The following is a 25,184-nucleotide window of genomic DNA, read 5'->3' as shown; positions in this document are numbered from 1 at the left end:
CCTGCTCAGGCGGGCAGGTGTGGGAGGCGGTCGGGCCGGAAGCGGCCGGCCTGGCGGCGGTTCTGGCTCAACCGGATCACCGCCCCGGCGTCGTGCAGCGGCGCGGCCAGGGTGCCCGGTCGGCCGCCCGAGCCGCGTTGCATCGCCGCGAGCAGGGTGCCGGACGGCATCGGCCGGGCGAACAGGTGCCCCTGGCCGGCGACGCAGCCCAACTCCCAGAGGGCCCGCCGCTGCGGCTCGCTCTCCACCCCCTCGGCCACCACGTCCAGGTCGAGGCTGCGACCCAGGTCGAGGGTGGAACGGATGACGGCGGCGGCCTCCGCCGAACTCTCCATCGTCGTCACGAAGCTTCGGTCGATCTTCAGCTCGTGCACCGGGATCCGGGAGAGCAGGGAGAGGGATGAGTAGCCGGTGCCGAAGTCGTCCAACGCCAACCGGACTCCCTCGTCGCGCAGTCGGCTGAGCACCCGGTCGACCACGTCGAGTTGGCTGAGGGTCAACGTCTCGGTCAACTCCAGGACCAGTCGGTCCGGAGGTAGGTCGTGGGCGCGGAGGCGGGCCAGCACCGAGCCGGGGAACCGCGCGTCGAGCAGGCTGCGCGGGGACACGTTGACCGCGACCGGTACGTCGAAGCCGGCGTCGCGCCACGTCACGGCCGCGATCAGCGCCTGGTCGAGGATCGCTTCGGCGAAGGCCGGTAGCAGACCCGAACGTTCCACCGCCTCCAGGAACCGCAGCGGGTCGATCATGCCGTGGGTGGGGTGGTGCCAGCGGGCCAGCGCCTCCGCGCTGGTCACCTGACCGGTACCCAGGTCGACGATCGGTTGGAAGTTGACGACGAACTCGTGGTCGGCGACCGCGCGCGGCAGGTCACCGCCGAGGGTGAGGCGACCGAGGTCGGCGGTGTCCCGGGTCGGGGCATACGTGGAGATCCGTTGCCCGGCCCGTTTCGCCTGGTACATGGCCACGTCGGCGCGGCGCAGCAGCTCGGCCATGCCACCGTTGGACGGAGCGCCGGAGATCCCGCCGCTGGCCTCGACGCTGATCCGCATGCCGTCCAACTCGAACGGCTCGTGCAGGGCGGCGAGCAGCGTCTCGGCCCGGTGTGCGGCCACCGCCGGGGCCGGCAGACCCCGCAGGAGTACGGCGAACTCGTCGCCCCCGAGGCGAGCCACCAGGTCGGTCGCCTGGGCCGCACCGCGCAACCGGTCGGCCACCTGCACCAGCACCTGGTCGCCGGCGGCATGCCCGAGCGTGTCGTTGACCTCCTTGAAGTGGTTGAGGTCGATGAGCACCAGCGCGGTCACCCCGTCGGCGTGCCGGGTGCTCAACTGCTCGGTGCCCTCGTCGAGGAGGTGCCGACGGTTGGCCAGGCCGGTCAGCGCGTCGTGCGAGGCCGCGTACGCGTGCTCGTCGGCGACCCTGGCCAGTTCGGCATACGCCTGGGCGTTGCGGACGGCCGTGCAGAGCGCCGAGGCGAATGTGCGCAGCGTGTACTGCTCCCGCTCGGAGAGCTGCACCGGGCCGCGGAAGCGCAGGCGAAGCATGCCGACGTCGACGGTCCGGTCATGGCCTTCCAGCGGCGCGGGGACGATCGTGCCGTCCACGTCGGTGGGCGTGCCGGTCGGGCCGTCGAAGGTGATGCCGCCGGTGCCACCGCGCACCGTCCGGCCGCCGTCGCGCAGCTCGATCTCGACCTCGTCGGCGGAGAACAACTCGGCGGCCTGGGTGACGGCGGTGGTGAGGACGTTGTCCAGGTCGACGACGTTGAGCGCGTCGGTGGTGCGGGCCAGCCGCTGCCACGCCTGCTGCTCGGTGCGGCCGCGGATGCGTGCGGAGTAGGCCAGGTGCAGGCTCAGGACCAGGGGTGGGACGGCGAGCAGTAGCCGGGGGTCCATCCCCATGATCAGCAGCGTGCAGGCCGCAACGGCGAACCGTACGGCGAAGCCAGCGAGCCGAAGGTCGAGATTGCTGCGGAAGTGCTTCGCGATCCTGGTCTGGGAGGCGAGCGCGATGACTGGGATGGCGAGCAGATCGTCCAACAGCGCCGCGACCAGGTAGGCGAGCGCCAACGGCCCCAGCAGCATCAGGGGAGCCGTCCCCGTGGGCGGCCAAGTCCAGGTCGTCATCGCGAGTGCCGTGCCAGCGCCCCAAGCCACGATGACGTTCTTGCCGACACCGAAGGCCAGCTTTATCGGTGTGAGGCGAAGCGAGGCGAGGGCGATCCCGACTGCGGTGCAGAGCACGACCACCGAGGTCGGAGCGATGGCCGCACCGACGATGATCGCTGTCTCGTTCCAGCTGATCGACTGAGTCGTCGACCGGATCCGTACGCGAGCCTTGACCAGCGTGCCCAATGCGATCATGAGCGTGAGCATCACCAGGACTGCGGCGTCGCTCACCGTCTCCAGCTTCGCCGAACCCAATGCGGCGGGAAGTGACGTGGCGACGATGACCGCGGCAACAACGACGACGAGACCGACGAGCAGCAACAGCCGCCGATCGGTCTCAATCTCTCGTCGCTGAGGAAGGGTCATGCCGCTCCCGAAGGACTGCCTGCGCGTTCTCGCAGCCTACTGCCCGGGCCCTCAGAAGTCCTGTGTCGAACTTGTCAGTTCCAGTCGGTGCCACGCATCGCGTTGCCCCCTTCTCCCGCTGCGCCAATTGGAGTACCTGTCCCGTGATGGGGAGGTCTTCCTCCGAAAGGCAGCTTAAGAGGCGGAAGGGCAGGCTAGAAGAAATAAATGTCGGTATGCGCAACATTAGCCAAGTTGACGCCCGTTTATCACGTTCTGTCCATCGTTACTGAACGGAGTGCGGTCGAGCTTGGCGGTGCTGGATTCAAGTAGCACCTTGCAACTGCGGACGGTATCTGACGAGGTTATGGGACGCCTTATTCCTTGAGTCTGAGGGCTCCTCAGGAGTTGTCTCATCCGGAGTTTGGTCAGGCGTAAGGGCGGCATGGGCAGAGTTGGCGCGGCCGAGGGGTGCCCAGTGAGGCAGGTAATGGTGCCAGCCTTCCCCCGGGTCCTTGGCGACGACGGGTGGACAATCGCGTTTCGGCAGGCGGTGGTGCAACTTGCTGCCGGCACCGTGCGGTCCTGGACCGGCATTCGCGCAGCTCCTTCCGTCACTCCTGCACACCTAGCCGTCGTTCGTATCGCCCTGTAAGCGGTACGCCACCCCACGGGGTCGTACACTCCGTTGCGTGATCGGCTGAATACCTGATACGGCTGGCGGGGGCGGGTGGAGATTCAGGTTCTGGGCGGCCTTTCGGTGCAACTGTCTACCCGCACGCTGCGCCTTGGTACACCCAAGCAACAGGCAATCTTCGCAATGCTCGCCGTTCAGCCCGGTCGACTGGTGACGGTGGAAGACCTCGTCGATGAGTTATGGGCCGATCGCCCACCGCGATCGGCCGTAGCGAATGTGCGGACCTATGCCGCCAATCTGCGCCGGGCTTTCGAGGCTCTACCGGCCGGCCGCGGTGCCATCGAACGCCAACGCAACGGCTACCGACTCCTCGTGGATCCGGAACGGGTGGATGTCTTTCGCTTCGAGCTGGAACGGAACGCGGGTCGGGAAGCGGTGACCGGTGGCCACCTGGACCGTGCCCGCGAGCTACTGGGGCACGCCCTGGCTCGGTGGCAGGGTGCGATGCTCGCCGGCGTCCCGCTCGGGCCTGTCCTTACCTCCCGAACTGTCGCTGCCGAGGAGGAGCGGCTGTTGACCGTGGAGCTTCTCGCCGACGTCCAACTGAGATCGGGCCGGGACGACCTGGCAGTTCCGCTGCTGCGTGAAGTGGTGGCCCGCCATCCTCTCCGCGAGCCGGCCTACGTCCTTCTCATGCGGGCTCTGCACGAGCGCGGGGACAACGCGGAGGCACTGGCGGCGTACGACGAGATCCGCACAACGCTGACCACGGAGTTGGGAGTGGGCCCCGGGGGCAACCTTGAAGAGTTGCGCCGCTCCATCGTCACGGCGATGTCGCGCCCAGGTTCGGGGCGTGCCGCCGTACGGGTTGGGGGAACTGGCCGGGCGCGCTCCGGGGCGGGCGTGGCGGTCGGCGCGGCATCGGAGCAGCCGGTTCGGATCAGCCCGGTGGATCACCTTCCCCGAGCGGTCACCGACTTCGTCGGCAGGGAGGACGTCGTGTTGCGGCTGCTCGCAGAGACCCGGCGAGTCGAGAAGCGGGTGCCGGCCGTGCACATCATCGATGGCATGGCGGGCAGCGGCAAGACGACCCTCGCCGTACACCTGGCCCGCCGGTTGTTTGATCGATACCCGGACGCCGCGTTGTTCATCGACCTGTGCGGGCACGGTCGCAAGAATCGGATCGAGCCGGCGGGCGCCTTGTTCGCCCTGCTTCGACAGCTTGGGGTGCCGGCCGACCGGGTTCCGGTGGAGTTCGACGACAGAGTGGAGTTGTGGCGACAGGAGTTGGCCCGCCGCAGGGCAGTGGTGATTCTCGACAACGCCGCGAGCAGCGAGCAGATCATGCCCCTGCTGCCGGCGGAGCCGACCACCGTTGTGGTGGTGACCTCGCGGCGACGGCTCTCCCATCCGGATGCCGGACCGTCGCGGACGCTGCCGGTGATGAGCCCGCAGGAGAGCGTGGATCTGCTCCGCCTGAGCGTCGGCCGGGACAGGGTCGAGGCCGAACCGGAGGCGGCCGCCGAGGTGGTGCGTCGCTGCGGGTACCTCCCTCTGGCGATCCGGCTGGCCGGCGCCAGACTGGCGCATCGGCGCGGCTGGCGGTTGGCGGACCTTGCCCGGCAGATGGCCGACGACGCTCCGGTGCTGCACCACCTCGCCCAGGAAGAGAGCACCGTCACCGGGGCCTTCGCCGCTTCCTACGAACCGCTTCCAAGTTCGACCAAGCGTGTCTTCCGATTCCTGGGCCTTTACCCCGGCAGTCGCTTCGGCGCGCCGGCGGTCGCCGCGCTGACCGGGCTGACGGTCGCGGAAGCTCGCGCGGCGCTCGACGACCTCGTCGACCGGAACCTGGTGGAGGACCTGGACTCGACGCGATACCGACTGCACGACCTCATGCGGCAGTACTCCATCGACCTGTGCTCGGGTACCGACTCGTCGGACGACCGTCGACTCGGACTGGCTCGACTGTTCGACTTCACGCTGGAGGTCGTCCTGAAAGTCGCCGATCTGCTGGAGCCGGGCGTCATCAGATCCCAGATGACGCACACTCCGTCCGGACAGCTCGAACTCGTCGAGGCCATCGGGGAGCCGACCGTTGACTGGCTGGAGGCCGAGCGGACGGACCTGGTGACGATGGTGTCGGCGGCACGCGAGGCGGCGTTCTACCGGCACTGCTGGCAGTTGGCCCGCGCTCTCTGGCGTTTTTGCTACATCCGCGGTTACTTCGAAGACATCATCCTGACCCACAGTCATGGGCTGGAGGCGGCGGAGGCTACCGGGGACATCGATGCGCTTGCGCTGATGAACAACTACCTGGCATCCGCCTACGTCCGTACCGGGAACAAGCAGGGGGCGCTCGACCACCTGACACGCTCGGTCGACCTCTCCCGCAACTCGCGGGACGTGCTGAACCCGGCCCGGTATCGCGCAAACCTCGCCGCCGTCTACTGGTGGAGTGGTCACCTGTCCGAGTCGGTGGAGCTCGGTTTCGAGTGTTTGCGCGACAAGGTGTACGGAAATGTCGGCGGCTCCATCCTGCTGCCGAATCTGGGGCTGGCGCTGAGCGCTCTGGGTCGCTACGACGAGGCATTGCGGATGCACCGCCTGCACCTGGCGTGGGCCCGGACGAACTCCGACGAGTTCCACACGCTCAACGCGCTCAGCCACATCGGCGCCGTACGTCTGAGAATGGGCGACCTTCCGCAGGCGATCCGAATTCTCCTGGCGTCGTTGGCCCTACGGGATCGCACCGGCCACCGGTACGCCGAGGCCGAGGTGCGCAACGACCTCGGGATCGCCTATCGCGGTCTGGGTCGTCTGGTGGAGGCCCAGCGGGAGCACGAGCTGGCCCGGAAGCTGTCGATCGGTTCGGGGGAGCGACACGTCGAGGCGGCTGCCCTGAACGAGCTCGGGCGCACCCTGCTGGCGCAGGGGCGGGGTGACGAGGCGTTCGAGGTGCACCAGGAGGCGTTGCGGTTGGCTACTCGGATCGCGCACCCGCACGAGCAGGGTCGTGCGCTGGCCAGGCTCGCCGAACACTTCGCCCGCGCCGATCCGGCCGAGGCCCGGCGGCACTGGGAACGGGCGTTGGCGATCTTCCGACGGATGGGCGTGCCGGAGCGCTTCGAGGCCGAACGCCGCCTCGCCGAGTTGAGTGAGCGACCCTGGTCGCAGCGCGCTGGCCAGCCCGAAGGTCGCTTATCGATTTCTTATCGGCAGGCCCGGTAACTTTCCGGCCGTATCGGCGAACGGGGGAGGTTCTGCCCCTGGGCAGAACCGGGTCGTCGACACGCGCCCGCTGCCAGGTCCCCCCAGCGACCTCGACCGCGGGCCGGTGAAGGGAGGAGCGGCGTCGGACCGATGCACCGTCAGCACCCGGTGCGGTCAGCGTGACGCCGCTCCTTCCGACCGCCGTCGTACCGCACCGATAGGCTCACGACCGTGACCGAACCCGCGCAGCTCAGCCACGTCGACCGCGCCGGCGCGGCCCGCATGGTCGACGTTTCCGCCAAGGCGGTGACGGGTCGGTTGGCCGTCGCGGCCGGCCGTTTGCGGACCACGCCCGAGGTCATCGACCTGTTGCATCGCGACGGGCTGCCCAAGGGTGACGCGTTGGCCGTCGGGCGGCTGGCCGGGATCATGGGGGCCAAGCGCACTCCTGATCTGATCCCCCTTTGCCACCCGATCGCCCTGCACGGTGTCACCGTCGACCTGCGGCTGACCGCCGACACGGTGGAGATCACGGCCACCGCCCGCACGGCGGACCGGACGGGGGTGGAGATGGAGGCGTTGACGGCGGTTGCTGTCGCCGGTCTCGCCCTGGTCGACATGGTCAAGGCGGTCGACCCGGCGGCCTCGGTCGACGCGGTCCGGGTGCTGCGCAAGGAGGGCGGAAAGACCGGCGAGTGGGTCCGTCCGGAGGACCGGCCGTGATCCGGGCTCGGGTGATCGTCGCTTCCAATCGGGCCGCTGCCGGCGTCTATGCCGACACCAGTGGGCCGCTGCTCGTCGCCGGCCTGCGCGAGCTGGGCTGCGAGGTCGACGACCCGGTGGTGGTGCCCGACGGTGCGCCGGTCGGCGACGCCTTGCGGGCCGCCCGCGCCGATGGTGTCGACGTGGTGCTGACCAGCGGTGGCACCGGAGTGACCCCGACGGATCGGACCCCGGACGTGACCCGGGGCCTGCTGGATTACGAGATCCCCGGCATCGCCGAGGCGATCCGCGCACACAGTCGTGACCGGGTGCCGACGTCGGTGCTGTCCCGGGGCCTGGCCGGGGTCGCCGGCCGGATGCTGGTGGTCAATCTGCCCGGCTCGACCGGCGGTGCCCGGGACGGCCTGGCCGTTCTCGGGCCGATCCTTGGGCACACCGTCGACCAGCTTCGCGGCGGGGACCACTGACCGCCTCCCGGCGGGGACCAGTGGCCGGTGCACGCCAGGCCCGGGCGGGTGTCGGTCCGGGCCGATAGGCTCGGTCGGTGAGCACGGAAACCGCACCCACCGCGGATCGGGTCACCGCACCCCCGCCAGCCGGGTGGGAGGAAGCGCGTTCGCGGGTCTACGCGGTCGGTCTGGCCGCCGCGCTGCCCGCCGCCGCCCGACCACTCGTCGACACCGACGGGTCGACCCTGGCCGAGCCGTTGACCACCCGCACCGACCTGCCGGCGTTCCCGACCTCCAGCGTGGATGGCTGGGCGGTGCGCGGCCGGGGGCCGTGGCGCGTCGTCGGCCGGGTCCTGGCCGGCAGCACCCCCGCGCCGCTCACCGAGGACGACACCACCGTCGAGATCGCGACCGGCGCGATGGTGCCCGAGGGCGCCACCGCCGTGCTCCGCGTCGAGGAGTCCGCCGCATCCACCACCGGCCTGATCAGCGGCACTCCCCGGAAGACGCCCGAGTGGCGGCAACCCGGCGAGGAGGCGTACGCCGATGAGGAGTTGTTGCCGGCCGGCACGCCGGTCGACCCGGCGGTGATCGGCCTGGCGGCCGCCTGTGGTCACGACACGCTGCGGGTCCGGCGGGCGCCGCGTGCCGCGCTGCTGGTCTTCGGCGACGAACTGCTGACGGCGGGCCCGCCCGCGGCCGGTCGCATCCGCGACGCGCTGGGCCCCGCGGTGCCGGGGTGGTTGCGGCGGTACGGCTGCCAGGTCCGCCCGTCCGACGTGGTCGGGCCGGTGGCCGACACGCTGCCCGCACACGTGGCGGCCCTGCGCTCGGCGCTGGCCAACGCCGATCTGGTCTGCACCACCGGCGGCACGATGAACGGCCCGGTCGACCACCTGCACCCGACCCTGGAAGCGCTCGGCGCCGACTACGTGGTCAACACGGTGGCGGTCCGCCCGGGCTTCCCGATGCTGCTGGCCCGGCTGACCGGCCCCGACGGGCGAGCCCGGTTCGTGGCCGGGCTGCCGGGCAACCCGCAGTCCGCCATCGTCGCGCTGGTGTCGCTTGTCGCCCCGCTGCTCGCCGGCCTCCAGGGCCGGTCGATGCCGCTGCTGCCGCAGGTCACGTTGGCCCAGGCGGTGCCCGGTCGCGGTGACCACACCCACCTGGCGCTGGTTCGACTGGACCGGGCCGCCGGCGTCGCGTTCCCGGTCCGCCACGTCGGCTCGGCGATGCTGCGCGGCCTGGCCGGCGCGGACGGGTTCGCGGTCATCCGACCCGGCACCAGCGGCGAGCCGGGCGACCGGGTGCCGATCGTGCCACTGCCGTTGTTTCCCGGGGAGCGTGCGTCGTGACCGCACCAACGATCACCTTCGGCGAGGTCACCGACCAGCCGCTCGACCTCGCCACGCACGAGGCGGCGGTCGCCGACCGCCGGGCCGGCGCTGTGGTGTCCTTCCAGGGCGTGGTCCGCGACCACGACCACGGCCGCCAGGTCACGAGCCTGGAGTACGAGGGGCACCCGAGCGCCGCGCAGGTGCTGCGCGAGGTGGCCGCCGAGATCGCCGCGGAGCCCGACGTCTACGCGGTGGCGGTCTCGCACCGGGTCGGCCCCCTGGCGATCGGTGACGTGGCGCTGGTCGCCGCGGTGAGCACCGCGCACCGGGCAGCGGCCTTCGCGGCCTGCGCCCGACTGGTCGACGAGGTCAAGGCGCGACTGCCGATCTGGAAGCGGCAGGTCTTCACCGACGGCACCGAGGAATGGGTCAACTGCCCCTGACCGCTCAGCGGTGGCCGTTCACCACCACTGCCCGGGCGAGCCGGTCGCCGTAGAACGCCGGCTCCGCACCGGGACGCCACGGCAGCGCGGCGACCAGCACGATCAGCGCGAGCGCGAGCGAGTTCTCCATCAGTGCCCCGAACAGGCCGTCCTGGTAGTGCGACATCTCCGGCAGTTGGTGTTCGTACGGCCAGATCGGCGAGATCAGGAAGAGCAGGTAGAGCCCGATCGCCGCGACGCCGTGGCGGAGCCCGGTCAGCGTCGGGTACCAGATCGGCGGGCGAAGCCCGTTGACCCCCGGTAGCCCACCGAAGACCGGCCCCTGGCCGGTGCGCTGCGGCATTCCCCGGCTCGCCTCGCGGCGACGTACGGCGGCGTCGGCCAGCACGATGATCGCCGGGATCACCCAGACCAGGTGGTGCGTCCAGGAGATCGGGCTGATCACGTTCGCGGTGAGACCGACAAGTGTGAAGGCGGTCAGCTCGTCACCGTCGGCGCGGGAACTGGCCGCCCGGGACAGGCCCAGCGCCAGGACCAGCACCGAGAAGGCCAGCCACAGCAGCCCCGGGGTCTCGATCGAGTCGTACAGCCGGGCGAGCAGACCGGCGAGGGACTGGTTGGGCGTCATGTCCGCCGCGCCGACCCGTTCGGTCTGCCACAGCACGCTGCCGAAGTAGGTGCGCGACTCGTCACCGACGATGGCGAAGGTGCCCACCGTCACGCCGATCGTGGTGCCGATGGCGGTGGCCGCCACCCGCCACTGACGGGTGATCAGCAGGTAGGCGATGAACAGCGCCGGGGTGAGCTTGACCGCGGTGGCGAGGCCGATACCGGCCCCGGCCCAGGCCCCGCCGTAGATGAAGCGCAGCAGCGGGCCGTCGGTGGCGGCGTAGTGGGTGCCCCGGCGGGACCGCCAACGAAGGCCGATCAGGTCGGCCATGATCAGGGCGAACAGCAGGATGTTGACCTGGCCGTAGCCGAGCGTCTCCCGGGCTGGCTCGATGGCGACCGCGAGGGGCACCGCCACGGCCACCGTGAACCACAGTGGCCACCCCAGCCGGTCCACGATGGGTCGGAGCAGCCCGGCCAGCACCAGCGCCAACGCGGCGATGCTGGCGGCGGCGTTGACCATGCCGGCCGCGCCGATCGGCAGCTGCGCCATCGGCAGCATGACCAACCCGGCGAAGGGTGGGTAGGTGAACCCGAGTGTGGTTCCGGGCGCGATGAACTCGTAGAGCTCGTGACCGCTCGCCCACCACACCACGGCACCGTGGTAGATCTTCATGTCGAAGAAGTTGTACGGCCGCCCGAAGGTGCCGATGGCGAGCCATGCGGCATAGGCGACGGCGGCCACGATGGCGCCCCGTACGACGTTCCTGCGATCGATCCCGCGCGTCACGCGGTCGATCCCGCGTGTCACACGTTGGATTGGGGCGAGGCGGTCCGCCCGTCTACCGACAGCCGTCGGCATGGCGTGGCCACCCCCGTACCAAGGTCGTCCTACCCGTCCAGGTCCTGCACGGAGCCTAGAACGGCGCCTCACGTCAGTGCCTCCCGCGTTATGCGACCGTGTCCGATCCCACACATGTTTTTGACATTTCCACCGCGTTAACGCCTACCGGGTGGTTCAGGTAATTCGTGGCCTTAGCGGGGGGTGGGGGTGAGGCAGAGACGGATCGACGCAGGTCAGCCGGGGAGTCGACGTGCGGTGGACGCGGAGCGGACGGCGATGCGGGCCTCACGTCGGGCGGTGCGGACGGCGCGTTGCACGGAACGTCGAGAGTGGCCGATGCGATGACCCGTCCGCCACCGTAGACCCGGCTTGCCGCCGGTGTCCGACGCGGCGAGCAGCAGACCGCCGAGGAGCCCGAGGTTCTTCAGGACGTGAATCTGGTTGTTGTTCTTGGCGATCGGGTCGTCGTTGTTCCAGAAGGGATGCCCGGCGATGGTCACCGGCACCAGCGTGCCGGCGAGGACCAGCGCGGCGGGTCGGCTGAGTCGTCCGGTGGCCAGCATCAGACCGGCGCTGACCTGCACCGCCGCGTTGAGCCGGATCAAGGTCTCGGTCTCGGTGGGGAAGCTCGGGTGGGCCTTCTTCAGCATCGGCGCGACCTTGTCGGTCACCGGTTTGGCGGCCACCGTCAGCCGGCCGGGGTCACGTAGGTTGCGATACCCGCTGACCACGAAGATGCCGCTCAGCATGGCGCGGGCGAGGGAGCGTACGGGCGTCATAGGTCAGTCATACCCCGTCGCGACGTTTGCTACCCCGGCAACCGCAGGATCGGATTGGTGTTGGTACACGTACGCCACGCCGAATCGAGCGACCGTCACGGATGGACGGGCGTTGGCGGGTAACGTCGCGCGGGTGACCACGCTGCGGCTACGCCCCGAGGACCCGGCCGACGCCGGCCCGGTCCGCCGCGTGCTGGCCGCCGCGTTCGCCCGCCCGGACGTGGCGACGCCGCCGGAGGTCAGCCTCGTCGACGAGCTGCGCGACACCACCGCCTGGTTGCCGGAGTTGGCCATGGTCGCCGAGTACGGCGGTGAGGTGGTCGGTTACGCGTTGCTCACCCGGGTGCGGCTGCGGCCGGAGCGGGGCTCGGACGTGCCCGTCCTGGCACTCGGCCCGGTGGGGGTCGCGCCGCACCGACAGCGGGTCGGGCACGGCACGGCGGTCGTGCAGGCAGCCCTGGACGCCTCGACCGAGTTGGGCGAGCGGCTCGTCGTCGTCCTCGGCGCCCCGGCCTTCTACCGCCGGTTCGGGTTCGGCCCGGCGAGTGAGCTGGGCCTGACCGGGCCGTGGACCGGCCTCGGTGAGCCCTGGCAGGCGCTGGTGCTGCCGCCGTCCACCAGCGAGGAGGGGCCCCCGCCTCGCGGTGAGGTGCTCTTTCCGGCGCCCTGGTCGAAGGTCTGACCGGGCCGGCGCGGTGGGTGGCGGTCAGGCCGGCTGCGTCCGCAGGTACCGGCCGAAGTGCGGGACCGTGAAGGCGACAGTGCCCCGCTCACCGGAGTAGATCAACCCCTTCTTGATGAGCGCGTCCCGGGCCGGGGACAGGCTGGCCGGCTTGCGGCCGAGGGCACGGGCGATCTCGGCCGTGGGCACCGCGGCGTCCATGTCGTCGCGGACCACAGCGCCGGGCTCGCCCTCGACCGCGGACATCATGGCCATCGCCCGCATGTACTCGCGTTCGGCGGGAGTGGCCCGCTCGAACCGGGACCCGAAGAAGCCGACCGCCAGCTCGGCCTCCGCCTCGGGCGCGGCGACCCGCACATCTGCGGCGGTGATCGGCGAGCGCGGCGCGTGATCCCAGGTCGCCTTCCCGTACGCCTGGACGAAGTAGGGATAGCCGCCGGACTTCTCGTAGAGCAGGTCGAGGGCCTTCTGCTCGTACTCGACCTCCTCGCGCTCGGCGGGCGCGCAGAGCGCCCGGTCGGCGGCGATCCGGTCGAGCCGGTCGATGCGTTGGTAGCGGAACAACCGTTCGGAGTACGACTTGGCGGCGCTGAGCACGGCCGGCAGGTGTGGAAGGCCGGCGCCGACGACGATCAGCGGCGCGCCGAGCTGGGACAGCTCGTGGCAGGCGGCGCAGAGCGCGGACACGTCCTCCGGGCCGAGATCCTGCATCTCGTCGATGAAGATGGCGATGCCGGTGCCGACGTCGCTGGCCACGGCGGCGGCGTCGCTGAACAGCTCGACCAGGTCGATCTCGATGTCGCCGGAGTCGGCCCGGCCGCTGGCGGCCGGCACGTCGATGCCGGGCTGCCACCGGTCGCGCAGCTTCGTGGCGGCACCGGAACGGCCGGTCGGGGTGGACCGCTGGGCGAACGCCTTGAGGACGCCGAGGAACGCGTCGATCCGGTCCGGTGCGCGGTGGCGGGGGGCGAGCTCCCGGACCGCCATGTGCAGCGCGGCGGCGACCGGTCGACGCAACGACTGGTCCGGTCGAGCCTCGATCTTGCCGCTGCCCCAGAGCCGGTTGATCGCCTGCGACCGGAGGGTGTTGAGCAGAACCGTCTTGCCGACGCCCCGCAGCCCGGTGAGCATCAGGCTGCGCTCGGGTCGGCCCCGGGCGATGCGTTCGAGCACGATGTCGAAGACGTCCAGCTCCCGCCCCCGCCCGGCGAGTTCGGGCGGACGCTGGCCGGCGCCCGGCGCGTACGGGTTGCGGACCGGATCCACGCATCGCAGATTATCGGGCCATCTAGCTGCGAGGCTAGACATGGATAGATGGGGCTACCGGCGTGTCGAGGCCGTCGACCACAAACTAGGGCTGTCTAGCGTCCACGCTAGACAGCCCTAGTTTTGGCAATCGGGTTGTCGGTGCTCCGGATCGGGCTAGCGCTTCTTCAGGCAGAGCACGTAGTCGAACAGGTCGACCGAGTTGTCGTGCACGTAGTTCGCGGTCGCCTGCGGCGCGAGCGTCTCGCACCGGTCGCCGTCGGTGGTCGCCGGGATTCGCAGCAGCACCTGATAGGTGTTCGGGCCGCACGGCACCTTGCGCAGCTCCGCGTCGTCCTCACTGCCGTCGTTCACCACGCAGTCACCCCGCGCGAACTCCTCGTCCGGGGTCGGCGCGGCCGGGGTCGGCGGGTCGCTGGGCAGCGCGGGCGGAAGGACCGGGGCACTCGTCGACGGGGTGCGCGCGGCGTCGCTGCCAGCGTCGGCCACCTTCCAGACCGCCCAACCGGCCAGGCCGAGGCACGGACAGAGCACGAGCAGCACCACCACAGTGATGATGAGAGCGACGTTGCGGCCGGTCTTCTTCACCGGCGCGGCGGGCGGCATTCCGTAGCCGCCGGGCGGCTGCTGACCCCACGGCGCGGGTGGTTGACCCGGTATCTGCCCGGGCGTCGGGCCGGCGGGTGGGAACGGCCCGGGCGGTGGGTACGGGCCGGACGGCGGCGTCGGCCCGGCCGGTGGGTAACCCGGCCCGGACGTGGGCGGAGTCGGGCCGGCCGGTGGGTACGGGCCGGGGGGTGAGTATCCCGGGCCCGAGGTGGGCGGCGGCGCCCACATCGGCGTGGTCGGTGGCTCCGCGTTCGTGGGTGGCGCCCACATGGGTGCCGTCGGTGGCTCCGCGCTCGTCGGCGGCGGCCCCCACTGCTGCCGCGTCGGGTCCTCCGCGGCCGGCGGAGGGCTCCACTGGGGCACGGTCGGGTCGACCGGTGGTGAGCTGTCCGGCCCGGAGGGCGGGCGTTGGTACGGATCGTCCGGCTGATCGGAACCCGTAGGTCCGTAGGTCGTCATGTCATCCCCGGGGGTGGGTGGTCTCAGCGTTGCTTGAGGCAGAGGACGAAGTCGAGAGTGTCCAGCTCACTGTCGAAGAAATACCAGTTGGTGTAGCCCTCGACCTTGCCGCACTTGGCCTCGGCGTCCCGCTCGCCGCTGGTCGGGCCGTCGATCCGGCTCAGCACCTCGTACGACTTCGCCGTACAACCGCTGATCAGCAGTTTGGGCTTGCCGCCAGCGGTGCCGTCGTTACGGACGCACTGGCCGACCTTCGCGAACCGCGGATCAGCCGACGACTCCGGCGCGGCGGCGCTCGGTGCGGGCTCGACCGCGCCCGCGCTGGGCTCACCGGCGGCGGCCGAGTTGCTCGGCGCGGCTGCCGGCGCCGGCTCGCTCTGCCCACGGCGCAACCAGAACACCCCGGCGACGGCCACCACCAGCAGTACGACGGCCAGCACCGCGATGAGCGGCCCCCGACCACGTCGGCCCGGCGCCGGATCCTCGCCGTACGGGTCGTCGGGCCGGTACGGCTGCCCGCCGTACGTCGGGGTCGGCTGGTACGAACCGCCGTAGGGCGTGCGGGGCTCGTTGCCATAGGGCGTCTCCGTCCCGCCACCGTAGGGCGCGCCGGGCGCGGCACCGTAGGGCGCGGTGGGTGGGCCGCCGTACGGCCCGGGTCGTCCCTGCGGTCCTGGCGCGTACGACGGGACCGCCGGCGGGTAGGGCTCCGGCGTGGGCGGGTAGGGCTGCTGCACCGGGTGACCCGGGGTCTCGTCGGGTCTCTGCCCACGCCACGGCCCCGGGTGGCCGCCCCCCGGTTGTCCGTAGTTCGTCATGCCGCCCTCCTGCACGAGTGGTGAGAGGCCGGCCACCAAAGCGCGACGCGGACTCCGAGGTCACCGTAGCGTGGTCCACTGATGAGCTCACCTTCACCGAGCGCCACAGCCCTGGCCGGCCGTCGCGCCAGCACCACGCCGACCCTGATCTGGACCGCGTTGATCGTGGTCTACCTGCTCTGGGGATCGACCTATCTGGCCATCCGGATCGCCGTGGAGACGCTGCCTCCGCTGCTGTCGGCCGCCCTCCGGTTCGCCGTGGCCGGCCTGGTCCTGGCGGTGGTGCTGCGACTGCGTCGAGGTCCCGGCGCGCTGCGGGTCGACCGACGGCAACTCGGCTCGGCCGCGTTGGTCGGGGTGCTCCTGCTCGCCGGCGGCAACGGCCTGGTGGTACTCGCCGAATCAGGGCCGCCGGGCGTGGCGGTGCCGTCCGGGATCGCCGCGCTGCTGGTGGCCACGGTGCCGCTGCTGGTGGTGCTGTTGCGCTCGGCCACCGGGGACCGGCCGCCGATCTGGACGTTCGCCGGGGTCACCCTGGGCTTCGTCGGCCTCATCCTGCTGGTGTTGCCCGGCGGTAGTTCGGCCGCGGTGCCGCTGCTCGGGGCGTTGACCGTGGTGGCGGCGGCCACCTCCTGGTCGGTCGGGTCGTTCCTGTCCGGACGGATCCGGATGCCCGCCGACCCCTTCGTGGCCACGGTGTACGAGATGGTGGCCGGCGCGCTGGTGCTGGCGGTCGTCGCCGCCGGTCGGGGCGAACTGGCCGACTTCCACCCGGCGGCGGTCAGCACCCGGTCCTGGTTGGCGCTGGGCTACCTCATGGTGGCCGGTTCGCTGGTGGCCTTCACCGCGTACGTCTGGCTGCTGCACAACGCGCCGATCTCGCTGGTGTCGACGTACGCCTACGTGAACCCGGCGGTCGCGGTGGCGCTCGGCGCGCTGCTGGTGGCCGAGCCGATCACCCCGCAGGTGCTGCTCGGCGGTGCCGTCATCGTCGCCGGGGTCGCGCTGGTGGTGACGACCGAACGGCCGCGTCGGGCGGGCACGGGATCACGATCGGGGCGCACGGTGGCGCGCGACCGCCAGTAACGTCCGGCCCATGTCGGCCGCCGCGCTGGTGTCGATCGCGCTGCTCGGCACGCTGGTCGGCCTCGTCGTACCCCTGGTGTCGCGGCGCTTCGCCACGGCGGACGCCCGGCCATGGGCGTTTCCACTGCCGCAGCCGGTCCGACGGCCCTGGCTCGACCCGATGGTGGCGGCCAGCGTCTTCGTCGGCCTTGGCGTCGCCGTGGGTGACGACCCGGGCTTGCCGGTCTTCCTCGCGGTGGCGGCGGTCGGGTTGGTGCTGGCCGTGGTCGACCTGGCCTGCCTGCGGCTGCCCGATCCGCTGGTCCTCATTGCCGGGCTGCTGGTCCTCGGGGGTCTGACCGCCGTGGCGCTGCTGTCCGGCGCTCCCGGCCGTCTGCTCGGCGCGCTGGGAGGTGCGGCGGTCGCGGGCGCGGCGCACGTGCTGTTGGCCCTGCTGCCCGGCTCCCGGCTGGGTTTCGGGGACGTGAAACTCGCCGCCGTCCTCGGCCTGCCGCTCGGCTGGTTGGGGCGGGACGCCCTGCTGGCCGGGCTGCTCCTGCCACACGTGCTGCACGGCGGCCTGGTGCTCATCCTGCTCGCCGCCCGGAAGGTGCACCGAAACACCCTGCTACCCCTCGGCCCGGCCCTGCTAACCGGCGCCTGGCTCGGTGTCCTCCTCACCTAACCCGCCCCCCACCCCTGCTTCGTCGATCTTGCAGTTTCTGCGGTGACATAAGGTGCATCCCACGCACAACGGCGACCGAAAGTGCAAGATCGGCGGGGCGCGGGGCCGGGGGCGCGGGGCCGGGGGGCTGGTCAGATCAGGCGGAGTTGGCGGTCCTTGGGGCGGCGGGGTTCGGCTTCGCCGAAGCGTTCGAAGAGGCCGGGGTCGATGGTGCCGAGGAACGGTGAGGGGACGCAGTCGCGCTCGGCGCCGTGGCGGGTGCGGCGGGCGGCGTGACTGACGTACAGCCGGTCCTGGGCCCGGGTCAGGCCGACGAAGAAGAGCCGGCGCTCCTCGGCGACGGCGTCCTCGTCGGGCGTCGAGCCCGGCCAGCGCAGCGGCAACAGCCCGTCCTCGACGCCGACCAGGAAGACCACCGGGAACTCCAGGCCCTTCGCGGCGTGCAGGGTGAGCAGCGTGACCGCCTCGGCGCGCGGGTCGAGTGCGTCCACCTCCGCACCGGTGGCCAACTGCGACAGGAAGGTCTCCAGGTCGTCACCGCAGCGTCGGGCCAACGGGGTCAACAGGTCCACGGCCGAGCGGACGTCCTCGGGACGGACCGCGCTGGCCGCGCCGTCCAGGGTCGGCACGGCGAACCGCTCGGCGACCACCTGACCGGCCAACCGCACCCGGGCGGCCAGCGAGCCGGCCAGACCGTCGGCGTGCCGTAGCTCGCGGGCGATGGCCGCCACCCCGGGCCGATCCCGTAGCCGGTCGTGGGAACGCTTCTGCACGGGGATGTTCGCCCGGGCCAGGGCGTCCACGATCGGGGCGGCCTGCGCGTCGGTCCGGTACAGCACGGCGATGTCGGAGAACGACAGCGAGGTGGACCGGCCGTCGATGCGACCCGAGTCCAGCGAACGGTGCGACAACCCGCCGACCAGGTCGTCGACGGTACGCACCACGAAGTCGGCCTCCTCGGCCACGGACGCCGCCGGGTAGCGCCCGACCAGCGGGGCCTCCGGGTCGAGCCGCGCCGGGTCCAGTCGTCGACCCCGGACCAGCGAGGACGGTGCGATCGCCTGCACGGCGGCGGCCAGGATCGGGGCCGACGAGCGGTAGTTGCGGTTGAGTCGAACCAGTCGGGCGTCGGTGAAGTCCTCGGAGAAGCGCAGGAAGTAGCCGACGTCGGCACCCCGGAACGAGTAGATCGCCTGGTCCGGGTCGCCGATCGCGCAGAGGTTGCCGTCGGCGGGGCTGAGCAGCCGCAGCAACTCGTACTGCACCTCGTCGACGTCCTGGTACTCGTCGACGAAGATCCACCGCCAGCGGTCCCGGTACCGCTCGACCAACTTCCGATCGGCCCGCAACAGTTCCACCGGCAGGGTCACCAGCTCGTCCAGGTCGACCAGGTCCTGCTTGCGCAGCAGCGACACGTAGGCCGCGCTGTCGTCCCCGGCCTCGGTGCGGGCCGCGGCCCGCTCGGCGTCGTCGGCGATCCGGAAGTCGGCCGGGAGGCCCGCCGCGTCGGCGTTCTCCCGCAGGATGGTCAAGCCCAACGCGTGGAACGTGCCCACCGTGACGTCCTCGGCGACCGGGCCGAGCAGGCCGTCGAGGCGGTGCCGCAACTCCTCGGCGGCCCGGCGGGTGAACGTGATCGCGAGGCAGTGCTCGGGAAAGACGTTCAGCTCCGCGCAGAGGTACGCGATCCGGTGGGTGAGCGTCCGGGTCTTGCCGGTGCCCGGACCGGCCACGATGAGCAACGGGCCGCCCGGTGCGGAGGCGGCCACCCGCTGCATGGCGTCCAATCGGTCCAGCAGGCCGGTGCCGACCTCCTCCATACCGGAGAGCATCGGCTCGAACGGCTCGTGCGGCGACGGCGGCGACGCGATCGGCGGCGCGGGCGTCGGAGTCGGCTTACGCTTCGGCTCCGCCTTCGCCGCCGCCGGGCGCTTGGCCGCGACCCGGGGAGCCGGCTCCGTGGGCCGCCGCTGCGCCGGCACCGGTACGTCGAACAGCGTCTCCTGCGCGCCCAGCTCGGCCGGGTCGAACAGCGTGATCACGCCGTACTCGCCGTCGTAACCGGGCACCCGGCGCACGTCGCCGCGCCGCAGCCGCCCGATGCCCTCCGCGAGCAGTTCACCACCGGCCTGGGCGATCTCGGCCAGTGGCGTCGTGGTCAGGATCTCCAGCTCGGGGCCGAGTGCGGCCAGCAACTCGTTGAACCGCCCCTCGACCTTCTTCGACCGGGCACCCACCTTGTTGATCTCGCCGAGGATCTCGGCCAGCGGTACCAGGTGGGTGACGTCCCGGGCGTGCGCCGGCCGGTGCCCGTCCGGGCGGTCCGCCAACTCCTCGATCCGGCTGAGGACACCCACGGTGAGTGGTTTGCCGCACTCGGGGCAGCGCCCGTCGGCGGCCCGGGTGCGCTCCGGAGACCAGTTGACCCCACACAGCCGGTGCCCGTCCGCGTGGTACTTGCCCTCCTCCGGGAAGAACTCGATCGTGCCGGCCAGGCCGTCGCCGGTACGCAGCGCCTCCCGAACGGCGAAGTAGTCCCGTTCGGCGGTCAGCACCGTCGCCTCCCGGCCGAGGGCCGGCGGCGAGTGGGCGTCCGAATTGGACACCAACTGGTAGCCGTCCAGGCTGCCGACCCGCCAGTTCATCGCGGGGTCGGAGGAGAGCCCGGTCTCCACGGCGAAGATGTGCTCGGCCAGGTCGGCGTAGCAGTCCGCGATCGCGTCGAAGCCGGACTTCGAACCCAGCGCGGAGAACCAAGGAGTCCAGATGTGCGCCGGCACCAGGTAGCCGTCCGGGCTGGCCTCCAGGGTGATCTCCAGCAGGTCGCGGGAGTCCAGTCCGAGGATCGGCCGGCCGTCGGAGCCGAGGTTGCCGATCCGGCCGAGCGCGGTGTTGAACCGGGCCACCGCGTCCAGATCCGGCAGGTAGATCAGGTGATGCACCTTGCGGGTCCGGTCGTCCCGCTTGTAGATGGTCGAGATCTCCACGCTCAGCATGAAACGGACCGCGTCCGCCTCCGCCGTCTGCGCGAGCCGGGGTGGCAGCCGACGGGCGATGTCCCGTTCCGCCTCCGGGTCGAGCCGGTAGAGCCCCGGCTCGGCCGGGCGCAGCGTCTCCCGCAGGTGGTCGTACCAGGCCGGATGGGTGAAGTCGCCGGTGCCGAGCAGGCCGATGCCCTTACGCCGGGCCCACCACGCGAGGTTCGGCAGGGTGAGGTCACGGCTGCACGCGCGCGAGTACTTCGAGTGGATGTGCAGGTCCGCGACGAATGGCGGTAGGCCACCGGGGGGTACGGCGCTGAACGGGGGCACGCCGCATCCTGTCACGCCCGCCGCGCCGGCCACCCGCCGCCACGCGCGGACGTGACCTCCGCTATGCCGAGCGCAGCTCGACCAGACTGATCTGCGGCTCCGCGCCGACCCGGACCGGCGGCCCCCAGAAACCGGCGCCGTTGGTCACGTAGACCTTGGTGCCGTCGACCTCGCCGAGCCCGCTGACCACCGGCTGCTCCAGCCCGACGGCCAGGTTGAACGGCACCATCTGCCCGCCGTGGGTGTGCCCGGACAGTTGCAGGTCGACGCCGTACCGGGCCGCCTCCTTGGCCGCCAGCGGCTGGTGCGCGAGCAGGACGACGGGTCGGCTCGGGTCGCGGTCACCGAGGGCGGCGGCGAAGTCCGGCCCGGCGGCGAGGCCGGTGCCCGCCCCGGTGAGGTCGTTCACGCCGGCCAGGTCGAGGACACCGCCCCGGGCCTGGATCTCCTGCCGCCGGTTCTGCAGGACCCGCAGACCGAGCCGGTCGACCTCCTGGACCCACTCCTCCACGCCGGAGTAGTACTCGTGGTTTCCGGTGACGAAGAAGCTGCCGTAGCGGGAGCGCAGGTCTCGCAGCGGCGCGGCGGCCGAGCCGAGTTCGGCCACGGAACCGTCGACCAGGTCACCGACGACCGCGACGATGTCCGCGTCGAGCCGGTTGATCGCGGCGACGATCCGCTCGGTGTGTGCCCGGCCGCGCAGTGGGCCGAGGTGGATGTCGGAGACGGTGGCGATGCGCAGGCCGTCCATGCTGCGGGGGAGTTTGGCGAGCGGGATCCGTACCCGGTCGAGCTGGGGCGGGCCGAGCGCCGTGCGGATGCCGTACCCGGTGATGCCGGTGGCGGTGAGGCCGGCGAAGATGGCCGCCCCACGGGCCAGCAGCAACCGGCGGGACGGGTCGTGGTCCGGTGCCGCGACGGCGCCGGCGGCCGGCGGCTCGGTCGGCCCGGCGGCACCGACCAGCACCGGCTCGGGCGCGGCCGTGGTCGGCTCCGCGGCAACCACCCGGCGGCGCAACACCAGCCGGGTGACCAGCATCGGCACTTCCAGCACCACCAGTACGACCAGCAGGTAGAACATCAGCGCGAGCCACAGGTAGCCCGGCCAGGCGAGCCAGTAGAGCCCGGCCTGCGTCCCGGCGAGGGTGACCGGCACGAGCAGGGCCAGCACCAGGGCGGCTATCCCGCCGATCCGTCGCCAGCGGCCCGGCGTGGTGGTGTCCCGAACGAGCCGCTTCCACAGGTAGAGGTGGATGAGACCGGTGACCAGCGCCAGGACAGTCACGAACCCCAGAACCGCCATCATGCGTGCGCCTCCCTCAGCCGCCCGCGAACGGGGGCAGGACATCGATCGTGGCCCCGGCCGGAAGGGGTGCCTGACGATCATGACAGGTGACGCCGTTCACGAGGAAACTCGCCACCCGCAGCACCGCGGCGAGTCGGTCGCCGTGACGCTGGGTCAGCTCGGCCGTGAGGTCGTCGAGTGACCGCCCGGCGGGGATGGCCTCCTCGGCGCGGCCGACGGCGGCGCGGGCGCCCGCGAAGTAGCGGACGGTCAGCGGTGTCGTCCCCTCCATGGTCAACCTCCGATCGCGGACATCGGACGGGTCGGCTGGAGGAAGGCGGGGTCGTCGATGCCGTGCCCGGCGCGCTTGCCCCACATCGCAGTACGCCAGCGTCGGGCCAACTCGTCGTCGTCCGCGCCGGCGCGCAGCGCGGCGCGCAGGTCCGACTCCTCGGTGGCGAAGAGGCAGGCACGGACCTGGCCGTCGGCCGTCAGCCGGGTGCGGTCGCAGTCCCCGCAGAAGGGGCGGGTGACACTGGCGATCACACCGACCCGGGCGGGGCCGCCGTCGACCAGCCAGGTCTCCGCCGGGGCCGCGCCGCGCTCGGCCGGGTCGGGGCTGAGGTCGAAGGTGGTACGCAGGGACGCCAGGATCTCCTCGGCGGTGACCATGGTGTCGCGGGACCAACCGTGCTGGGCGTCCAGCGGCATCTGCTCGATGATCCGCAGCTGGTAGTCGTGATCGAGGGCGAAGCGGAGCAGTGCCGGCGCCTCGTCCTCGTTGACACCACGCATCAGCACTGAATTGATCTTCACTGGGCTGAGCCCGGCGGCCGCCGCACCGGCGAGCCCGGCCAGCACCGCGTCGAGGCGGGGACGGCGGGTGAGCTTGGTGAACCGGTCCGGGTCCAGGGTGTCCAGTGAGACGTTCACCCGATCCAGGCCGGCCGCCCGCAACGCCGGGGCCAGCCGGTCCAGGCCGATGCCGTTGGTGGTCAGCGACACCCGGGGGCGAGGTTCGAGGGCGGCGACCGCGGTCACGATGTCGACCAACCCCTGTCGGATCAGCGGCTCACCGCCGGTGAACCGCACCTCGGTCACGCCGAGCAGCTCGACAGCCACCCGGACCAGCCGGACGATCTCCTCGTCGGTCAGCAACTCGGGGCCGGCCAGCCAGGGCAGCCCTTCCGCCGGCATGCAGTAGGTGCAGCGCAGGTTGCACTTGTCGGTGAGGGACACGCGCAGGTCCCGAGCGACGCGGCCGTACCGGTCGACGAGGACGCCGTTGGTCCCCGGGGCGACGCTCACCTGTCGACCGTAGCGCGCTCGGCCCCGCTCAGGACGGCACGGGCGGTCTGGACGACCACATCCCGGTAACTGGCGCCGAAGAGTGCGGTGTGCACGAGCAACAACTGCAACTGATGCAGGGGCACCCGGTCCCGCCAGCCGTCCGGTAGCGGCCAGCTCTCCTGGTAGGCGGCCAGCACTCGATCCAGGTGGGGGATGCCGCCGAAGAGGGCGAGCTGAGCCATATCTGTTTCCCGGTGCCCACCGTGCGCCGCCGGGTCGACGAGCCAGACCCGGTCGTCGGCCCCCCACAGCACGTTGCCCGGCCACAGGTCGCCGTGGATGCGCGCGGGCGGCTCGTCGCCGCCGAGCTCGTCGAGGCGATCGATCACCTGCTCGACCAGAGCGGCATCGGCGCTGGTCAGCGCGCCACCGTCGACCGAGCGTCGCAGGTAGGGGGCGAGGCGCCGCTCGGCGAACCACGTCGACCAGCGCCCGCCGGTGCGGGTGTTGTCCTGTGGAAGAGAGCCGATGAAACCGGGCCAGCTCGCACCGAAGGCGGCTGCGCCCGCCCGGTGCAGCCCGGCCAACTCCCGGCCGAAGCGCTCCGCGGCCTCCGGCGTCGGTTCGCCGGGCTCCACCCAGTCGAGCGCCAGCAGCTCCGGCAACAACACGAACACCTCGGGTACGCCGACCGCCCCTGCCTCCCGCAGCCAGCGCAGGCCGGCGGCCTCGGCGGCGAAGAAGCCCTCCGGCGCCGGTCGGTCGGCGCCCTCCGGCCAGGACTTGGCGAAGACGGAGTGGCCGTCGTCGAGGGTGAGCCGGGCGGCGGCGCAGATGTCGCCACCGGCCACCGGCGTCTCCCGGAGCCGCTGATGGGTCCGGAAGGTCGGGAGGTGTGCCGGATGCGCGCGCAGGTACGCCAGGTCCATCAGCGCACGGTAACCGCTCCTTAAGACAGCCAGGTGTCGCCCGACGACATCGGCGCTCTTTCCGTACTCGTAGGTGGGGGATGAGCAGGGAAAACACGCTCAGTAACTGTGGATAAGCCGCGTGTCGTCCACAGGGGTAGCAGGCCCCGGTACCCCCGCCGCAGGCTTCCGACATGACCTCGACCGAACGCCCTCAACTCGCCGTCCGCTCACCCGCCGACCTGATCGCCGCCGTGCCGTACCTGCTCGGGTTTCATCCCACCGACAGCGTGGTCGCCGTGGCGCTGGTCGGCCGACAGATCATCTTCGCCGCCCGTGCGGACCTGCCCGACCCCTCCGAACCGGGCGGGCTGGCCGGGCACCTGGCGGGTGTGATCCGCCGGCAGGGCGCGGAGGCCGCCACCGTGGTGGGTTACGGGCAACCGGAGCTGGTCACTCCGGCCGTGGACGCGGTGCGCGACGCGCTCAACGACCTGGGGCTGCACGTGCTCGACGCGCTGCGGGTGACCGACGGTCGCTGGTGGTCCTATCTCTGCACCGAGCCCGACTGCTGCCCGCCCGAGGGTCGCCGCTACGACCCGACCGCCAACCGGGTGACCGCCTCGGCGGTCTTCGCCGGCCAGGTCGCACTCCCCGACCGGGCCGCCCTGGTGGCGCAGGTGGCACCGGTGGACGGCCCGGCTCGGGACGCGGCCCGTGCGGCCACCGCCCGCGCCCAGGTGAGACTGGCCGAGTTGGTCTCGCAGGCGCCCGAGAGTGACCTGCTCGGGGCTCGGGCGCTGCGCGCCGCCGGGGTGGCGGCGGTCCGCGAGGCCCAACGCCGGCAGCGACGTGGTGAGCGGCTCGACGACGACGAGGTGGCCTGGCTGAGCGTGTTGATGACCCACCTGCCGGTCCGCGATCACGCCTGGGAACGCACCGACGGCCGGGACCGGGACATCGCCCTCTGGACCGACGTGCTGCGCCGCGCCGAGCCGGAGGCGGCCGCCGCGCCGGGTGCGCTGCTGGCGTTCGCCGCCTGGCGCGCCGGGCAGGGCGCGTTGGCGGCGGTCGCGCTCGAACGCACGCTCGACCTGCACCCCGACTACTCACTCGCCCTGCTGCTGGACGACCTGCTCCGGCGCGGCGTGCCCCCGGCCGAGCTGGACGGCTGGCCGTCGGTCGGGATGCCCGGTGTCATCCGCCCCCGCAAAAGGAGCCGACGTGGCCGCCGCTGACCGGTCCCGCCGCCCGCG

General features: G+C 71.8%; 19 protein-coding genes and 2 pseudogenes. 10 read left to right on the top strand and 11 right to left on the bottom strand.

Annotated elements, in window-relative coordinates:
• Window positions 1-5: 5 nt before the first annotated feature.
• On the bottom strand, window positions 6-2,537 hold the full coding sequence (locus ACFYL6_RS26360; RefSeq protein WP_387175188.1) for a putative bifunctional diguanylate cyclase/phosphodiesterase: 2,532 nt from the start codon (window positions 2,535-2,537) through the stop codon (window positions 6-8).
• A 709-nt stretch (window positions 2,538-3,246) separates the two neighbouring features.
• On the opposite strand from ACFYL6_RS26360, the pseudogene ACFYL6_RS26355 reads away from it, so the two are divergent.
• The 6 genes and pseudogenes from ACFYL6_RS26355 to ACFYL6_RS26330 form a co-directional block, all read left to right on the top strand.
• Window positions 3,247-3,510 (top strand): annotated as a pseudogene (locus ACFYL6_RS26355) (winged helix-turn-helix domain-containing protein); the annotation flags it as partial.
• 30 nt (window positions 3,511-3,540) lie between these two features.
• On the top strand, window positions 3,541-6,384 hold the full coding sequence (locus ACFYL6_RS26350; RefSeq protein WP_387175363.1) for an ATP-binding protein: 2,844 nt from the start codon (window positions 3,541-3,543) through the stop codon (window positions 6,382-6,384).
• Window positions 6,385-6,597: 213 nt separating this feature from the next.
• Window positions 6,598-7,089 (top strand): cyclic pyranopterin monophosphate synthase MoaC, encoded by a 492-nt coding sequence (gene moaC / locus ACFYL6_RS26345; protein WP_387175186.1) that lies wholly within the window; start codon window positions 6,598-6,600, stop codon window positions 7,087-7,089.
• Window positions 7,086-7,556 carry a molybdenum cofactor biosynthesis protein B gene (locus tag ACFYL6_RS26340; RefSeq protein WP_387175184.1) on the top strand — a complete coding sequence of 157 codons (471 nt, stop codon included), beginning with the start codon at window positions 7,086-7,088 and terminating at the stop codon, window positions 7,554-7,556. The genes moaC and ACFYL6_RS26340 overlap by 4 nt, the downstream gene beginning before the upstream one ends.
• Before the next feature lie 77 nt (window positions 7,557-7,633).
• Window positions 7,634-8,893 carry a molybdopterin molybdotransferase MoeA gene (locus ACFYL6_RS26335; protein ID WP_387175182.1) on the top strand — a complete coding sequence of 420 codons (1,260 nt, stop codon included), beginning with the start codon at window positions 7,634-7,636 and terminating at the stop codon, window positions 8,891-8,893.
• On the top strand, window positions 8,890-9,318 hold the full coding sequence (locus ACFYL6_RS26330) for a molybdenum cofactor biosynthesis protein MoaE (RefSeq protein WP_196920325.1): 429 nt from the start codon (window positions 8,890-8,892) through the stop codon (window positions 9,316-9,318). The genes ACFYL6_RS26335 and ACFYL6_RS26330 overlap by 4 nt, the downstream gene beginning before the upstream one ends.
• Before the next feature lie 4 nt (window positions 9,319-9,322).
• Here ACFYL6_RS26330 and ACFYL6_RS26325 read toward each other — a convergent pair whose 3' ends face one another.
• Both ACFYL6_RS26325 and ACFYL6_RS26320 read right to left on the bottom strand, forming a co-directional pair.
• On the bottom strand, window positions 9,323-10,789 hold the full coding sequence (locus tag ACFYL6_RS26325; RefSeq protein ID WP_387175180.1) for a glycosyltransferase 87 family protein: 1,467 nt from the start codon (window positions 10,787-10,789) through the stop codon (window positions 9,323-9,325).
• A gap of 215 nt (window positions 10,790-11,004) precedes the next feature.
• Window positions 11,005-11,550 (bottom strand): DoxX family protein, encoded by a 546-nt coding sequence (locus ACFYL6_RS26320; RefSeq protein WP_387175178.1) that lies wholly within the window; start codon window positions 11,548-11,550, stop codon window positions 11,005-11,007.
• Window positions 11,551-11,683: 133 nt separating this feature from the next.
• Between ACFYL6_RS26320 and ACFYL6_RS26315 the strand changes: the two genes are divergently transcribed.
• Window positions 11,684-12,232, top strand: coding sequence for a GNAT family N-acetyltransferase (locus tag ACFYL6_RS26315; RefSeq protein WP_387175176.1), 549 nt, complete (start codon window positions 11,684-11,686; stop codon window positions 12,230-12,232).
• A gap of 24 nt (window positions 12,233-12,256) precedes the next feature.
• On the opposite strand, the gene ACFYL6_RS26310 is transcribed toward ACFYL6_RS26315, so the two are convergent.
• The 3 genes and pseudogenes from ACFYL6_RS26310 to ACFYL6_RS26300 all read right to left on the bottom strand — a co-directional run.
• Window positions 12,257-13,498, bottom strand: a complete 1,242-nt coding sequence (locus ACFYL6_RS26310) for an ATP-binding protein (protein ID WP_196920321.1) — start codon at window positions 13,496-13,498, stop codon at window positions 12,257-12,259.
• Window positions 13,499-13,654: 156 nt separating this feature from the next.
• The gene (locus ACFYL6_RS26305; protein WP_387175361.1) at window positions 13,655-14,104 is read right to left on the bottom strand and encodes a hypothetical protein; all 450 of its coding nucleotides are present in this window, start codon (window positions 14,102-14,104) and stop codon (window positions 13,655-13,657) included.
• A gap of 485 nt (window positions 14,105-14,589) precedes the next feature.
• Window positions 14,590-15,075, bottom strand: a pseudogene (locus tag ACFYL6_RS26300) (hypothetical protein); the annotation flags it as partial.
• 390 nt (window positions 15,076-15,465) lie between these two features.
• Here ACFYL6_RS26300 and ACFYL6_RS26295 point away from each other — a divergent pair.
• Both ACFYL6_RS26295 and ACFYL6_RS26290 read left to right on the top strand, forming a co-directional pair.
• Window positions 15,466-16,470, top strand: coding sequence for an EamA family transporter (locus ACFYL6_RS26295; protein WP_387175174.1), 1,005 nt, complete (start codon window positions 15,466-15,468; stop codon window positions 16,468-16,470).
• Between the two features lie 10 nt (window positions 16,471-16,480).
• Window positions 16,481-17,134, top strand: a complete 654-nt coding sequence (locus ACFYL6_RS26290; protein WP_387175172.1) for a prepilin peptidase — start codon at window positions 16,481-16,483, stop codon at window positions 17,132-17,134.
• 131 nt (window positions 17,135-17,265) lie between these two features.
• Here the strand turns inward: ACFYL6_RS26290 and ACFYL6_RS26285 are convergent, their stop codons facing one another.
• From ACFYL6_RS26285 to ACFYL6_RS26265, 5 genes are all read right to left on the bottom strand, one after another.
• Complete coding sequence (locus ACFYL6_RS26285) at window positions 17,266-20,445, bottom strand: UvrD-helicase domain-containing protein (RefSeq protein WP_387175170.1); 3,180 nt, start codon at window positions 20,443-20,445, stop codon at window positions 17,266-17,268.
• Between the two features lie 61 nt (window positions 20,446-20,506).
• Window positions 20,507-21,751, bottom strand: a complete 1,245-nt coding sequence (locus ACFYL6_RS26280; RefSeq protein ID WP_387175168.1) for a metallophosphoesterase — start codon at window positions 21,749-21,751, stop codon at window positions 20,507-20,509.
• Between the two features lie 13 nt (window positions 21,752-21,764).
• Window positions 21,765-22,022 (bottom strand): MoaD/ThiS family protein, encoded by a 258-nt coding sequence (locus tag ACFYL6_RS26275; RefSeq protein WP_387175166.1) that lies wholly within the window; start codon window positions 22,020-22,022, stop codon window positions 21,765-21,767.
• 2 nt (window positions 22,023-22,024) lie between these two features.
• Window positions 22,025-23,038: a GTP 3',8-cyclase MoaA gene (gene moaA / locus ACFYL6_RS26270; RefSeq protein WP_387175164.1), complete on the bottom strand. Its 1,014-nt coding sequence runs from the start codon at window positions 23,036-23,038 to the stop codon at window positions 22,025-22,027.
• On the bottom strand, window positions 23,035-23,949 hold the full coding sequence (locus tag ACFYL6_RS26265) for a fructosamine kinase family protein (RefSeq protein WP_387175162.1): 915 nt from the start codon (window positions 23,947-23,949) through the stop codon (window positions 23,035-23,037). Before ACFYL6_RS26265 ends, moaA begins: the two co-directional genes overlap by 4 nt.
• A gap of 173 nt (window positions 23,950-24,122) precedes the next feature.
• On the opposite strand from ACFYL6_RS26265, the gene ACFYL6_RS26260 reads away from it, so the two are divergent.
• Window positions 24,123-25,166, top strand: coding sequence for a DUF4192 domain-containing protein (locus ACFYL6_RS26260; protein WP_387175160.1), 1,044 nt, complete (start codon window positions 24,123-24,125; stop codon window positions 25,164-25,166).
• The last annotated feature ends 18 nt before the right edge of the window (window positions 25,167-25,184 follow it).

It is taken from the genome of Micromonospora sp. NPDC007208, assembly GCF_042869175.1.
In the GTDB taxonomy this organism is placed as follows: domain Bacteria; phylum Actinomycetota; class Actinomycetes; order Mycobacteriales; family Micromonosporaceae; genus Micromonospora; species Micromonospora foliorum.
The sequence above is the reverse complement of the archived record's forward strand: the minus strand, read 5'-3'. Positions and strand labels throughout refer to the sequence as shown.

What these genes read in the sequence shown, in the direction of transcription:
- ACFYL6_RS26360 (WP_387175188.1), bottom strand. Translation starts at nt 2,537, where the DNA reads ATGACCCTTCCTCAGCGACGAGAGATTGAGACCGATCGGCGGCTGTTG.
- ACFYL6_RS26325 (WP_387175180.1), bottom strand. Translation starts at nt 10,789, where the DNA reads ATGCCGACGGCTGTCGGTAGACGGGCGGACCGCCTCGCCCCAATCCAA.
- ACFYL6_RS26320 (WP_387175178.1), bottom strand. Translation starts at nt 11,550, where the DNA reads ATGACGCCCGTACGCTCCCTCGCCCGCGCCATGCTGAGCGGCATCTTC.
- ACFYL6_RS26305 (WP_387175361.1), bottom strand. Translation starts at nt 14,104, where the DNA reads ATGCCGCCCGCCGCGCCGGTGAAGAAGACCGGCCGCAACGTCGCTCTC.
- ACFYL6_RS26295 (WP_387175174.1), top strand. Translation starts at nt 15,466, where the DNA reads ATGAGCTCACCTTCACCGAGCGCCACAGCCCTGGCCGGCCGTCGCGCC.
- ACFYL6_RS26290 (WP_387175172.1), top strand. Translation starts at nt 16,481, where the DNA reads ATGTCGGCCGCCGCGCTGGTGTCGATCGCGCTGCTCGGCACGCTGGTC.
- ACFYL6_RS26280 (WP_387175168.1), bottom strand. Translation starts at nt 21,751, where the DNA reads ATGATGGCGGTTCTGGGGTTCGTGACTGTCCTGGCGCTGGTCACCGGT.
- ACFYL6_RS26275 (WP_387175166.1), bottom strand. Translation starts at nt 22,022, where the DNA reads ATGGAGGGGACGACACCGCTGACCGTCCGCTACTTCGCGGGCGCCCGC.
- ACFYL6_RS26265 (WP_387175162.1), bottom strand. Translation starts at nt 23,949, where the DNA reads ATGGACCTGGCGTACCTGCGCGCGCATCCGGCACACCTCCCGACCTTC.
- ACFYL6_RS26260 (WP_387175160.1), top strand. Translation starts at nt 24,123, where the DNA reads ATGACCTCGACCGAACGCCCTCAACTCGCCGTCCGCTCACCCGCCGAC.